Annotated in this window: 11 protein-coding genes and 1 riboswitch; of the genes, 3 read left to right on the top strand and 8 right to left on the bottom strand. The window is 44.9% G+C overall.

Translation table 11 applies throughout. The annotated features are described in order from the left end of the window. Positions 1-36: 36 nt before the first annotated feature. Positions 37-1,314 carry a nickel pincer cofactor-dependent isomerase, group 22 gene (locus JOE45_RS21915; RefSeq protein WP_210022366.1) on the bottom strand — a complete coding sequence of 426 codons (1,278 nt, stop codon included), beginning with the start codon at positions 1,312-1,314 and terminating at the stop codon, positions 37-39. 547 nt (positions 1,315-1,861) lie between these two features. Between JOE45_RS21915 and sigI the strand changes: the two genes are divergently transcribed. From sigI to JOE45_RS21900, 3 genes are all read left to right on the top strand, one after another. Then, positions 1,862-2,608, top strand: a complete 747-nt coding sequence (gene sigI, locus JOE45_RS21910) for an RNA polymerase sigma-I factor (RefSeq protein WP_210022367.1) — start codon at positions 1,862-1,864, stop codon at positions 2,606-2,608. After that, positions 2,605-4,245: an anti-sigma factor domain-containing protein gene (locus tag JOE45_RS21905; protein ID WP_210022368.1), complete on the top strand. Its 1,641-nt coding sequence runs from the start codon at positions 2,605-2,607 to the stop codon at positions 4,243-4,245. Before sigI ends, JOE45_RS21905 begins: the two co-directional genes overlap by 4 nt. 315 nt (positions 4,246-4,560) lie before the next feature. Further along, complete coding sequence (locus JOE45_RS21900) at positions 4,561-6,027, top strand: copper amine oxidase N-terminal domain-containing protein (RefSeq protein WP_210022369.1); 1,467 nt, start codon at positions 4,561-4,563, stop codon at positions 6,025-6,027. 320 nt (positions 6,028-6,347) lie between these two features. On the opposite strand, the gene JOE45_RS21895 is transcribed toward JOE45_RS21900, so the two are convergent. From JOE45_RS21895 to JOE45_RS21865, 7 genes are all read right to left on the bottom strand, one after another. Then, a complete protein-coding gene (locus JOE45_RS21895) occupies positions 6,348-6,953 on the bottom strand; it encodes an HD-GYP domain-containing protein (protein WP_245247113.1) in 606 nt (201 codons plus the stop codon). 66 nt (positions 6,954-7,019) lie between these two features. Further along, the gene (locus JOE45_RS21890; RefSeq protein ID WP_210022370.1) at positions 7,020-7,226 is read right to left on the bottom strand and encodes a hypothetical protein; all 207 of its coding nucleotides are present in this window, start codon (positions 7,224-7,226) and stop codon (positions 7,020-7,022) included. A 143-nt stretch (positions 7,227-7,369) separates the two neighbouring features. Continuing rightward, a riboswitch (cyclic di-GMP riboswitch) is annotated at positions 7,370-7,456 on the bottom strand. A gap of 188 nt (positions 7,457-7,644) precedes the next feature. Next, positions 7,645-8,514: a 5'-3' exonuclease gene (locus JOE45_RS21885; protein ID WP_210022371.1), complete on the bottom strand. Its 870-nt coding sequence runs from the start codon at positions 8,512-8,514 to the stop codon at positions 7,645-7,647. Positions 8,515-8,720: 206 nt separating this feature from the next. Continuing rightward, a complete protein-coding gene (locus tag JOE45_RS21880; protein WP_210022372.1) occupies positions 8,721-9,872 on the bottom strand; it encodes a Gfo/Idh/MocA family protein in 1,152 nt (383 codons plus the stop codon). Between the two features lie 248 nt (positions 9,873-10,120). Further along, positions 10,121-11,305, bottom strand: a complete 1,185-nt coding sequence (locus JOE45_RS21875; protein ID WP_210022373.1) for an aminotransferase class I/II-fold pyridoxal phosphate-dependent enzyme — start codon at positions 11,303-11,305, stop codon at positions 10,121-10,123. 70 nt (positions 11,306-11,375) lie between these two features. Beyond that, complete coding sequence (locus JOE45_RS21870) at positions 11,376-12,455, bottom strand: site-2 protease family protein (RefSeq protein WP_210022374.1); 1,080 nt, start codon at positions 12,453-12,455, stop codon at positions 11,376-11,378. 18 nt (positions 12,456-12,473) lie between these two features. Beyond that, complete coding sequence (locus JOE45_RS21865) at positions 12,474-12,854, bottom strand: arsenate reductase family protein (RefSeq protein ID WP_210022375.1); 381 nt, start codon at positions 12,852-12,854, stop codon at positions 12,474-12,476. Between the last annotated feature and the right edge of the window lie 168 nt (positions 12,855-13,022).

Genomic DNA, 13,022 nt, shown 5'->3' with positions numbered 1-13,022 from the left:
TAGTAAATATTCTAGAATTACCTATTCTTTTTTTACTCAAAGGCTATCCCATTGAGGCTCACCGTTTAGGAATGTTAACTCCTTCGGTTCCGAAATCGCTCTAATATGGGAATGCGCCCGAACCTCGTTCAACAATGGTTCACTGATGATGATTTCCTTCAGCTCCAGCGTATTTTTGATCCAAACAACCTTATGCTGACAAGGATGGACCCCATTACACATTCTGACCGCCATGCGCAGCGCATCCTCCGAGGTAGACGCCAACATAGGAATTTTGACCGCCTGCACCTCGGTGCTTGTAAACGCATTGGTATACATGCTGATAAAATCGATTTTATCAAACAGCTTGCGTGTCGTAACATCCGCCATCCCAACGCCGTTCGCATTGCCGTGGGACGGCTCGGATACGTCAAGGATAGCGCATTTTTTGTATGTAGGCCCGCCGCTTGCATAAGGAGTGAAAAAGAGACCGGTCACATTCGGATCTTGGCCGTCACCGCTAATGTTTTTTCCAATCTCATCAATTACTAAAACATCGAACGCAGGAAGGAGAATGCGCCCCATTCTTGCCTTGGCCTGCTCAAGTAAGGCCTCCTCCCGCTTCAGCTCCATGATGTCCTCCTTCGGAATAACCTCGATGATGGAAGTATCTTCGTAAGCATTTTCTACAAGAGCCACACCAAACAAAACCTTGGTTCTTTCCATAATCATACGCGCCGCCTTGGGGATCAGCTCCGCAAAGCGACCAAAGCCCTGATTATGTAAAGAAGAAGCGCCTACCTGCTTTCCGAGTCCAATCACCAGCATTTTGCAAAGTCCGCTTTCAATAGGACCGCGAAAACAGGTATGAGGCTTGACCCTTGCAACGAATACGATGCCATCCGCCTGAAGCGCACTTGTGCAAACATAGACCGGAAGCCCCAACTCCAGCTCGCCAATCGCCTCCACCTCCATTGAGGCGTCGATGGGCACCCCCATAGCCTCCTCCGTAACGCCGAAGGAGGCCAGCAGCTCAGCTTGCCCCTCGGCTGTTGCTCCGCCATGGCTGCCCATGGTCGGAATAATAAAGGGGTGCGCGCCCGCTTGCTTTAGGTGATCCACGACCGACCTTGTAATTTCTGCCAAGTTAGCGATTCCCCGGCTGCCTACGCCCACGGCGATTCGTTTTCCCGACATATCTTTTAGGTGCGGCTTTATTTGGACACTCAGTTCTCCTTGTATATCCTCAATCTTTTCATGCTCGAAATGCTGATGCACCTTAAGAAATCGCGGCAAAGGTATCTCCGGAAATTTCTTCAGATCTAATGATTGCATGAACCTTCAGCTCCCTAAACATAATGCCCCTCGCCTTGGAGAGGGGCTAATTAAAACTAATGATACGCGGCTCCATGGCCGGATTATAGGGTAATCATTTAAGATCTCCCTATCTTTTTTTAATTTGGAAGACCCCCCCAATACTCCAGAGGGCTTTGGAGGTAAATCCGAATTTCTTCTTGAAACCCGCAGCATTCAAATGTTTGAGGACTTTCTGTCTGGAAAGCCGGTTCTTTTGTAGTTGATCGAGTGGTTGCATTTGCTTTATCATATAGAGGACATCCCTTCTGTGTGGTAGTGGTAGCTCAACACTCTCACTTTACCCATCAAAGCGGTGTTTTTTTCTATTCCTTCAAGCAGTAAATCCAATCGATCTCAAACCCACGTTGTGTTGTTAAGCAGACTTTCACTCTGCGAACTTTGAGTTACAACGAAAAAAAGTATTCCTAAAGAGATGAAAATATTTTCAAAACTCATTTTTTAACGGACAGTTAGGTATGCATCGATCCGTATTACGTATGGAAGGCAAGGGGGGAGTTGACGGTAGATGTTGGAAGAATCTATTCTTAAAGAATTGATCAAAAAGGCTCAGCAAGGGGATGAGCAAAGTCGGCAAGAAATCATTCAAAGCAACAAATTATTCGTGGAAAAGGTAGCCGCTAAAGTTTGTAAACGAATCATTTCGTGGAATGACGATGAAATGAGCATTAGCCTCATCGCTTTCAATGAGGCCATCGGCAGGTATAATGAATCACAAAACGATAATTTTCATAATTATGCGAAACTCATCATCCAATCCCGACTCATTGATTACTTCAGAAAGACGAACCGTCATCAGTTTTCTGTAAGCCTGGATTCTGTTACACAGGATCCGGATGGTGACCACTATGAGTCGAACCCGGCGGAGATTAAGCAATCCTGGGACCACTATAACGAACAACAGCAAATTCAAGAACGGATGGAAGAAATTCAAATTTACAGCTCTAGGCTAGAGGAATTCGGCATTTATTTTGAAGAGTTGGAAGACGCCTCTCCCGATCGTACAGATGCCAGAAACAATCTGATTCAGATTGCCCATGATTTTATAAGCTACCCTCATTTAGTTGAGCTTTTGATGAAAACAAAACAACTGCCCCTTAAGCAGATACTCGATTTTGTTAAGGTTAGCCGTAAAACAGTGGAAAGGGGAAGAAAATATCTGATCGCCCTTATTGTTATTCTCATTTCAGATGATCTCCCCCACTTGAAAGCGTCCATCGCATTTCCCGATTTGGAAAGGAGGGGTATTTCATGAAAGAAACCAAAGGACTTGTCATAAAGATTACGGACCAGTTTATCGTAGTGATGTGTGATGATGGAAAATTCCGCAATCTTCCCCTTCCAAAGAAAGTTCCTAGTGTAGGGGAACGAATCACTGTTCCGCTTCGCAAGAAAAAACGGATTCCATATTCATGGCTGTATTCTGCTGCAGCATGTCTTTTTATTTTCATTGGCTTAACGTTATTTATTCAAATGCAGCCCAAATATGATCATGTCATAGCGATTGATATCAATCCTAAGATGGAGTTATATTTGGATTCGGAAAGCCGTGTAGTTAAGGTCAAAGCTTTGAATTCAGACGCGGATCAAGTACTGAAGCAGTTCCCTTCGGGAAAAGTAACATTACATAATGCGATTGAACAGGTTCTTACAAGGTCGATTGCGTTAGGCTATATGAACAATGACAAAGATAATATGATCATGATCGCCATTGCAAAACTAAAAGGGGAATCCGTCATAAACTCGAGTACTATCGAGTCGGTTGTTACAAAGATCCTGCAATCAGAGCATATCCATGCTTTTCTCAAAGTGGAGCAAGCTGACGAGTCTTTATATGATGAATCTAAAGATAAAAGCGTTTCTCTCAATACATGGTTGCTGATTCAACAAGTTGAGCGGCTTGGAGTTCATATCAGCGTAGATAGAGCCGCTTCTGAGTCCTTGGCCCAGGTCTTACAAAAAGCGGGAATAAATAAAGAACAAATTTTTGAACCTATTCGGGTTTCTATAACTCAAGAGAAAATTGGTCATCAAGCTGCGGATCCAACGGGTGAACAAAAAGATCACGTCGAAAACACGAACCAACAAACGATTCCTACGGACACGTCTGTAGAAAATGAAAGCGGTACGGGAATACCATCCGATGTCGTAATAAATAATACACAGCAGCAAAAACCGATAGAAGCACCATCTCAGGATCAACGCAATAATACGAATCTCATGGAGCCTTCAGGGGCATCTGAGTCTTCCAAAGCGCACGACAGACCAGGGGCTTCCAGCACATCAGATATATCTGATACACCTAAGGCGTCCGATAGTTCCCCGACAACCGGCTCATCCGACACTTCAAGTTCGTCTGGTTTTTCCGGGTCGTATGGTTCTCCAGGTTCTTCGGGAGCCCCTAGTTCGTCTAGTTCGCCGGGATCTTCGAAGGCTTCCGGTTCGTCCGGTTCGTCGGGATCTTATGACTCGTCCAGCTCTTCCGGTTCTTCTTCAGGAGCCCCTAGTTCGTCTAGTTCGTCGGGATCTTCGAAGACTTCCGGTTCGTCCGGTTCGTCGGGCTCTTATGACTCGTCCAGCTCTTCCGGTTCCTCCAGCTCGTCGGACTATTCCGGTTCTTCCAGTTCATCTGGTTCATCTGCTCCGTCCAGTTCATCTGGGTCTTCTGGATCGTCCGATTCTTCCAGCTCGTCTGGATCATCTGATTCTTCTAGCTCGTCTGGATCGTCCGATTCTTCCAGCTCGTCTGGATCATCTGATTCTTCCAGCTCGTCTGGATCGTCCAGCTCGTCCGAAGATTCCGGTTCATCCGGCTCCTACGACTCGTCCGGATCTTCCGGGGATTCCAGCTCATCCGAGGCCTCTACATCCAGCAGGGGTTATTCTAGGTAAACACATAGCTATCAGCCCCATCTACTAAACAACCTTACTTCGGCATTTTGTTGGAGTAAGGTTGTTTTTATTCCACAAGCCATTTTTTATAGTCTCCCCGTATAGAATCAGTCGCTACCATATGAAAACATCATTGGTTTGGCAGGTTAGCATAACCTAAAAGTCACATGAAATAATTAATTGCAGTACTGTAGTCCCATAAAATAAATAATATTTTGATGATATATGTCGATCGACCCCCATTTATATACAACTAAAGTCGTATTAACAATCATGAAACTAAATAATACATATAAAAATGGAGGTCATGAACAAATGAAACAAAAAATTACCGCATTATCTATCGCATCCATGCTATTAATTACACCAATCCATTCTAGTTTTGCACAGACACACGGTGCAGGTTCTTCTGTGTCAGGAACGGAAACCGAAGCAAGCTCTGCTTCGGCGAACGACACGGCTTCACATACCGGATCTTCCGAATCGCGTTCAGAAACAGGTGCTAGCTCTGCTTCGACGAACGACACAGCTTCTCAATCCAGCTCTTCCGAATCGCGTTCAGAAACAGGCGCTAGCTCTACTTCCACGAACGACACAGCTTCTCAATCCAGCTCTTCCGAATCGCGTTCAGAAACAGGCGCTAGCTCTGCTTCAACGAATGACACGGCTTCTCAATCCGGTTCTTCCGACTCTCGTTCGGAAAAAGGTGCTAGCTCTGCGCCGACTAATGACACAGCTTCTCAATCCGGTTCTTCCGAGACTCGCACGGAAGCCGGAGAAAACACTTTTTCTACAACTGCTGCACATAATGGAGCAACTTCTTCTGAATCACGTTTGGGGGATGGTAAGGAAGGATTTGATTTTGACATAACGGAAAAACCCTTTGATTCCAGCTTCGAAGAAGTCATGAAACTGTCATGGAGCGTGGAGGAATTCCGTTCTAAGATAGATCCTTCTGCTTATGAGCAATATCTAAAAGAACAGCAGGCTGAGACGAACCTCTTCGAGTTGAAACAAAACATCGATTACAATTCAACCATTGCCAACTTCCAGCAATTATTGAAGGCAAGCCCGGATAACAACAACCTGTATGTTGAATTAGCTTTAACATACCTGGCGAACGGTGACCTCAACAATGCCAAGGAGATTGCCAAACAACTTGATGTTAGAGCACCGGAAAGCTATCTTTCCTTGATTGTAAAGGCAGAAATGGCTGGACGCCAAGATAAGTCAGATGAGAAACAACTTTATCTTGAGCAAGCGGTAGAGAAAAATCCGACTAGTGCGGTTGTACGATTTAAACTCGGTGAAGAGTTAGCTAAAGCAGGTAAATCTAATGAAGCGATTACTCATCTTTCGACCGCAGCTGCACTTAACCCGAAAAATCTATTGGTCTTTGAAGAGTTGAACAAAGTATTTGCACAAACCAATAACACTGAGCTTAAAACATTCGTAAATGGAGTTGTGCCCAAATTTGAAGTCCTTCCATTTATTGAAAATGGGTTTACACTGATGCCTGCTCGTGCAATTGCAGAATCACTTGGAGCTAATGTGGAATGGGAAGAAGCATCGCAACAAGTCTCAATTCAGCGTGGAGAAACGACGATTCTACTAACAAATGAGAGCAATGCAGCTATTGTGAACGGTCAAGAATTTACAATTGATGCGCCTGCCAAGATTGTAAACGGCAGCATGGTACTTCCGCTGCGTTTTGTAGCTGAATCACTTGGTGCAAAGGTAGATTGGAAAGCCGAAAGTCAAATGATCGTGATTTCTGAATAAATGAGATAAACAAACGATTGATCAGCCGAACGGGGGCGTTGTTTCCTGACCCAAGGATATCCTTGGGTCGGGCATCCGCCATTATAACCAAAAAAACAACGAAAACTTTGCGCCTAGCCCTTATACTATGCGTGGATGACCGTAATGCAATTGTGCTGGTTGGCCCATTGTTTGAGCGTATGAACAGTTTCATCGGGCGCAATTTCGAGATGACACAAGGGGTGTAGGATATGTTATTTTTTTCTTTTCTTTTTTACGGTTACCTGGTTTATGTATACGATGTAATAACCGTATTATTTCAGGGGATATCAGGATAATACTTACCCATACTGTTCATTTCTCCATTTGCTAGAACGATTATAAATTTCCAAATCATGTGAAGGAATGTTCAGGAAAACTTGAACAATATTTTTGTCGAATTGCTTCCTGCTCTGATACCACAGTTCTTGTTTGGCCTCTTGAACGGATAACCCCTTCCGATGAGGGGTATCTTGGAGCATATGATCAAAAACTTCAAGAATAGAACAAATTCGCGCGAAATTCGGAATGAACTCGCCACGTAAGCCATAAGGATAACCAGCCCCATCCCATCGTTCACGATGAAATTTAATAATTTCAATGATGTTAAGATCATGAATTCCTTCTTTATGCGCCAAATTTGCTCCAAGAACAGGATAACGTTTCATGGTTTCCCACTCTTCTACCGTTGCATCTGTATCCTTATTTAAAATATCAGTAGGAATAAAAATTTTTCCAATATCATGCAGAAGGCAGCCTACTACCAAGCTGCGTGTTTGTTCCTGATTATAATGGAGATGGGAAGCCAATATTTTGGCCAGCTTTCCAACACGCATACAATGTTCGTAAATACTTAGTTCTTTCTTCATTAATCGAAACAGTATGTAAAGCAATCTTTCATTTTTCATTTCATAGGTCCTCCATACCGCGAAGCGTTATAACCTGCTTCGTGTGAATCCATCTTGAATATACAATTAACTGGTCTTTTTTTCCTTTTTGTTTGATAATGCTTTATAAATGAGTTCCATTTCTTCTTTAAGGTCCATGGCCCTCTCAAATTCAAAATTAATACGGGCTACCTTTAATTCAACCTTTAGGCTAATGTAATGGTCTTTCAATTCCTCATACGTTTTGTTTTGAATCTCCTCTAATCCCATCCCAGGAACTCGGCCAAGGTACATTTCACTCTCTCCTCTATCACTATGATATTTCACAAATGATGGTCAGACTCATCTACTTAGAGTGACGATGAAAGAATGCTACACAAAAAAAACGTCCCAAAACCAAAAAAATCCTCCGAAATTGGAGGATTATTGATCCAGGTTTCGGTAACTGGCTGGCATAGTGTAATCACACTGAAGCCCCTGTAGCTTTGCGACCCCACTTTTCAATGGGTGTGCCTTTATCGACTTTTCAAGGAAGACTTGTCAGAAAACTATATATTATTAAACAATATTCGACATCATAAATCAAATTCCTTTTTTTAGTAAAAATTTTCATTTTTATTCTATTATTGTGTGAACAAAAGGGCCATTTCCTCAAGTAGAAAAATCCACTTTGGGAACAGCCCCTCTTGTATTATTATAGTAAATTGAACTTCTAGCCAATCAACTTTAACAGGCTTTCGAATTCAAGGTCCAAAAATATCTTTTCGGCTGTTTCTCTTTTAATACTCAACACACATTCATTCAGATTGCAATCCAATGGAGTGTCTTTTTTGATTGTCGCCAATGTTTTTGAAAGTATCAACATGTCTCGGTCAATTTCGATTTTTTTTCTGACCGATGGGGAAACCTTATCTAAATTATTAAGTACCTCTTCAACAGAGGAAAATTCCTGTATAAGCTTCAAAGCCGTCTTCTCGCCAATTCCACGGACTCCAGGATAATTGTCACTGGTATCTCCCATCAAACCTTTTAAATCTACCATTTGAACAGGAGTAATTTGTTTCTCTTCCCATAACATTTGAGGAGTGTATAAGCAATAATTAGCTCTGCCTTTTTTCATGATCGCCACAGAGATTTGCTCCGTTAATAATTGAAGCATATCATGGTCACCCGTCAAAATGACAACTTCCGATTCAGAACTCAAAAGAAATGACAGGGTACCGATGCAGTCGTCCGCTTCGTAGTGATGAAGTCCAAAGTTTGGAATACCCAATGAAGTGACCACGTCTTTTACTAGGTCAAATTGTGGAATGAGCTCTTCCGGCGGCGCGATCCGGTTGGATTTATATTGATCAAATAATTCAGTCCTGAACGTTTTGCTGCCCATATCCCAGCAGCAAATGATATGAGTTGGATTATATTCTTTTATCGCATCGAATAAATACTGAACAAATCCATAAATAGCATTGGTCGGAACACCTGCCGTCGTTTTTCTTATGTATCCACTATAAGACGTGGCATAAAAGGCCCTAAACAACAATGCCATACCATCAATAATTAACGTTTTATTAGCTGATTGCATGAATTCACTCTCCGGTAGATGTGATCTTTATCTTATCTATACTATAACATCCACCTTGTTTCGTAAATACACAGTGATATCCATATGATCCTTGGTAAAGGGAGCCAGACCGTGCTGCCCCTTTCTTTGTATCTGTACTAAGAAAAAAACAGCCTATTGAGGGAGTCAATAGGCTGTTATCACAAGCTCACATTGCTATTCAATTCTTATTCTGCCGTCTCTACCTTTTCCCAGGTTCCGCTGTCGGCACTTTTCAGAATCGCTTCAATCAGAAGCATGCTTTGGTAGCCGTCTTTAAAAGAAGCGATCGTATTCGAAAGAGGCGTTTGATCTCTTACTGCTGAATAAAAGTTCTCCATCGTGTTCTTTAGGCTTTCCGGCCAGCCCTCCTCATGACCGCCAGGATAATGAAGGAAAGGATGTGCCTCTTTTTTCACAAGAGTCGGGTCTCTAAATACCGTTTCATTCGGCTTGTCCCTGTAACCGATCATCAGACGCGAAGACCTCTCCTGATTCCATGATCCGGAAGCTAAGGCACCGTCCAAATGGAGATCCAGAGCGTTTTTACTTCCCGCGGTCACTTGAGAAACCGTAAATACCCCTTTTATGCCATTATCGAATTTGACCAGGACAGAGCAATAATCTTCCGTGCTGATGTCCACTAGCTCAGCATCGTTTGCCCCGCCTTCTTGAAAAGCCGTCTGTCCTATCCGCTGCTTGTAGCGCTTGGGAATAATGGTTGATATATCTGCCATTACTTCCGCAATTTTGAAGCCTGTTACGTACTGCGCCAAATCAAACAAATGGGAACCGATATCCCCGAGTGCTCGCGCCCGCCCGCCATATTCGGGTTCAATCCGCCAGTTATAATCCGTATCATACAACAACCAATCCTGCAAATAATTCCCTCTAACGATCCGAATCTCGCCCAAATCATTATCCTGCGCCATGCCTCGCAAATGTTGGACCATCGGGAACTGACGATAATTGAAATTGATACCGGTGACCAAATCTCTTTCCTTAGCCAAATGGTACAATTCCTTCGCTTCCTCGCAGGTCAGTGTTAGAGGCTTCTCCGAGAGCAAATGCTTGCCATGAAGTAAGATTTGCTTATTCATCTCATAGTGAAGATAATTCGGCGTACAATTGTGAATCACATCAATGTCCTTATCCTGAAGTACATCCATTATACTCCCGTATGCTTTTGGAACGTTTACCGATTCGGCAATTTCTTTTGCTCTTTGTTCACCACTTTGCACGATTGCGGTAACTTCGGCATATCCGAGCCGTCTGACCGCTTCGATATGAGCCCGTCCGATAAACCCGGCTCCTAGTATCGCTGTTTTTATTTTCCGCATATGGTCACATCCCGTCACAAGGCGCATCGCTTCTTTTCGGAACGCCACTGCTAGTATGATATAAAAAATTGCTAATTTATAGTGAATCCCATATATTTATTAACCCGTTATGGATCGCTCCAATCATTAACGATTCGATGAAACAGCAAAAAACAAGCACCCACTTCATCCGATTCAAGCTGATCTCTTGATCGGGTCTTTGGGGGTGCTTGTTCCTTTAATCCAAGGGTTTGCGCAGTCTGCCTCGCCTATGCCAAACCTTTCGTTTTAAAAAATTGTCCAATTCGCCGAATTGCCTCTTTAAGCCTCTCTTCCTCTTGGACCAAGGCTATGCGAACATAACCCTCTCCTTCTTTGCCGAACGCATCGCCTGGAATAACCACAACCCCGGCCGAGTACAGAATTTCCCGGGAAATTTGTCGAGAAGTCCACCCGTCAGGAATCCGCGCCCAGATGAACATGGTCGCTTTCGGTCTGTCAATGTCCCAGCCTGCCTGGCGAAGACCGTCGATGACGATGTCTCTCCTTCTCTCGTACGTGCCTGCAACAGGACGGCTATCCGGACTCATGTCCTCCTCCAAAGCGGCAATCCCTGCTTGCTGTACCGCCAAAAACACGCCGTAATCGATATTCGATTTCAGCACGCGAAGCGCACGAACCGCATCGGATTGACCCACCATGAATGCAATCCTGCACCCCGCCATATTAAAGCTTTTGGACAGAGAATGGAATTCCACGGCTACATCCTTCGCACCCTCGACTTCCAAAATGCTGGGCGGTCTAAACCCGTCAAAAGCCATCTCGGAATAGGCCAGATCATGCACGATCAGAAGTTCGTGCTTTCTTGCATAAGCGACAAGCTGTTCAAAGAACGAAAGTGTCGCAACGGCAGACAAAGGATTGCTCGGGTAATTCAATAGCATAAATTTGGCCTGCCTTGCCATTTCCTCAGGGATATCTTCCAATCTGGGCAAAAAGCCGTTATCCGCGCGAAGCGGCATAAAATAAGGCTGCACGCCAGCCAGCACCAGGCTCGCCGCATAAATGGGGTAGCCCGGGTCAGGAACCAATACGTGATCTCCCGGATCGGTCACCGCCATGGCGAGATGAGCTAGACCGTCCTGCGAGCCCATCAGGGTGACAATCTCACTTTCGGGGTCCAGTGTAACGCTGAAGCGGTGCTTGTACCATTCCGCAACCTTCTGTCTGAACTCGGGGCTTCCTTCAGAAGTCGGATACCCATAGAGCATGGGGTTGGCTGCTGCATCCGCAAGCGCCTGCATCACCCGTGCCGAAGGGGGACGGTCGGGACTGCCGATACCCAAATCGATGACATCGACGCCGCGTTCCGCTACCTCCTTTTTCCACTGTGCCATTTCAGAAAAAATAGCCGAACCCAGTTCGGCCAAACGTTTTGATTCCAGTCGTTTCATGCGACAAACCTCTTTTTTATGGTAGTGGATATTCAAAACAAACGATATAGGCTTAGTTATCAAATGATCGTTATCTAACCGCCAGGCCGGAAACATCATGCACAAGCGTCATCATGGCGATCAGAAACGCAGCAAGCAGCACATAGGAGATACCGAATTTCCAACGAGAGGCAGTGGGCACCTCGTAATATTTATCGTTCTCGTAATGTGTGTAGTCGATTCGGCAGTGGATCATCAGATGCAGACCGTCCTCCTTCTGAATATGCTCCAGTCGGGTCACGTAAGCCCTCTTGATGATGCCTTGGCTCATCATGGGCACCGTACCTTGAAAATCAAGGCCGTCCCACAGCACCTTCACGTACTGCTGCCCGTCCTCCAGATTGGAATAAGTAATGAACGGAAGCTCTCTTTTGTGCTCTGTTCCGGGAATGATATACCCTTGCGCGATTAATGGCTCCGCCGGAACGAGAAAGCTCGCCGTCACTAAGCGTTCCTCACCTTGATTACGGTTCTTGACATACTTTTTGTACAGATCGTAGGCAAACATCGCCCAAATAATAAAAAATAAAATCGAGCGCAAATAAACGATAATGACCAACCCGCCGATCAGACCGACCAGCCAAAGCCAACGAGTTACGGCCGTGGCAATACGCCCGCCGTCCAGCGGATGAATCGGCAGCAAATTGATCAGATTCAAGAAAAATCCGACATATGCCAAAGTATAGAGCAACGGATGCTCCCATACATATGCCGCGCCAAACGTCGCAACGGCGCCGATCGTCCCAAGCACTGGTCCCCCCATCGCAACGTAAGCCTCCGTCACCGCATCTCTCGGATGTCTTTTCATATTGATCAGGGCACCGAGAAAAGGAATAAATATGGGAGCCGTCACCGGCAATCCTTTACGCTTGGCGGCCCATACATGCCCAAGCTCGTGTACTAGCAGCAGAAGCACCACACCTAGGGCGAAGCCCCATGGGTATATAATGGCATATGCTCCTACAGAGACCAGCATGGAAACCAGCGCGCCTCCTGCTTTACCAAATTTAAGCAGAGAAAGTAAGCCCTTGCCTTTGGTCAGCAGGAATGCCGCAGCGGCTCCTATATACCATATCCAATTACTTTTTTTCGATTTTCGACTTGGCTGCAATCCTCGATCACGCTCCTTTTAGGCTTTCGTGCCGCCCCACACCTCGTCATACGCTTCCGGCTTGAATCCGACCGTTACTTTGGAGCCATCGGTCACAACCGGGCGCTTGATCAGCTTGCCGTTGGACGCCAGCAGCGCGATCTTCTCCTCATCGCTCAGAGTGGGAAGCTTGTCTTTCAGCTGCATTTCTTTGTAAACTTCTCCCGATACGTTAAACCATTTCTTGATCTCAAGACCGCTCACGGGAATCATTTCTTGCAATTGGGATACCGTTGGAGGCTGCTCAACAATGTGAATGGCTTCCACATCCCACCCGTGCTCTTTCAACCACTTTACCGCATTACGGCATGTACCGCATTGCGGATATTGATAAACAGTTAATCTTTGGCTGATGCTCATCTGATCATCCTCGTCCCCTTGCACTATATATTCCTATACAATCCATTATACCGATGATAGCATCTCCCCTGCAAATCAGCCGCTTCAAGCCCATAGTTGAAATAGAATGATGCAGCGCAGATAATGGAAAACAATACCTCAGCTTTACCATCGCTATGGTGTAAGATC

It is taken from the genome of Paenibacillus sp. PvR098 (genome assembly GCF_017833255.1).
Lineage (GTDB): Bacteria > Bacillota > Bacilli > Paenibacillales > NBRC-103111 > Paenibacillus_G.
This window is presented reverse-complemented; position numbering and strand designations above follow the sequence as displayed.

Bases quoted from the DNA above. Each gene is read 5' to 3' on its own strand.
- JOE45_RS21900 (WP_210022369.1), top strand. From the start codon at position 4,561: ATGAAACAAAAAATTACCGCATTATCTATCGCATCCATGCTATTAATT.
- JOE45_RS21880 (WP_210022372.1), bottom strand. From the start codon at position 9,872: ATGCGGAAAATAAAAACAGCGATACTAGGAGCCGGGTTTATCGGACGG.
- JOE45_RS21905 (WP_210022368.1), top strand. From the start codon at position 2,605: ATGAAAGAAACCAAAGGACTTGTCATAAAGATTACGGACCAGTTTATC.
- JOE45_RS21915 (WP_210022366.1), bottom strand. From the start codon at position 1,314: ATGCAATCATTAGATCTGAAGAAATTTCCGGAGATACCTTTGCCGCGA.
- sigI (WP_210022367.1), top strand. From the start codon at position 1,862: ATGTTGGAAGAATCTATTCTTAAAGAATTGATCAAAAAGGCTCAGCAA.
- JOE45_RS21890 (WP_210022370.1), bottom strand. From the start codon at position 7,226: ATGTACCTTGGCCGAGTTCCTGGGATGGGATTAGAGGAGATTCAAAAC.
- JOE45_RS21875 (WP_210022373.1), bottom strand. From the start codon at position 11,305: ATGAAACGACTGGAATCAAAACGTTTGGCCGAACTGGGTTCGGCTATT.
- JOE45_RS21865 (WP_210022375.1), bottom strand. From the start codon at position 12,854: ATGAGCATCAGCCAAAGATTAACTGTTTATCAATATCCGCAATGCGGT.
- JOE45_RS21895 (WP_245247113.1), bottom strand. From the start codon at position 6,953: ATGAAAAATGAAAGATTGCTTTACATACTGTTTCGATTAATGAAGAAA.
- JOE45_RS21885 (WP_210022371.1), bottom strand. From the start codon at position 8,514: ATGCAATCAGCTAATAAAACGTTAATTATTGATGGTATGGCATTGTTG.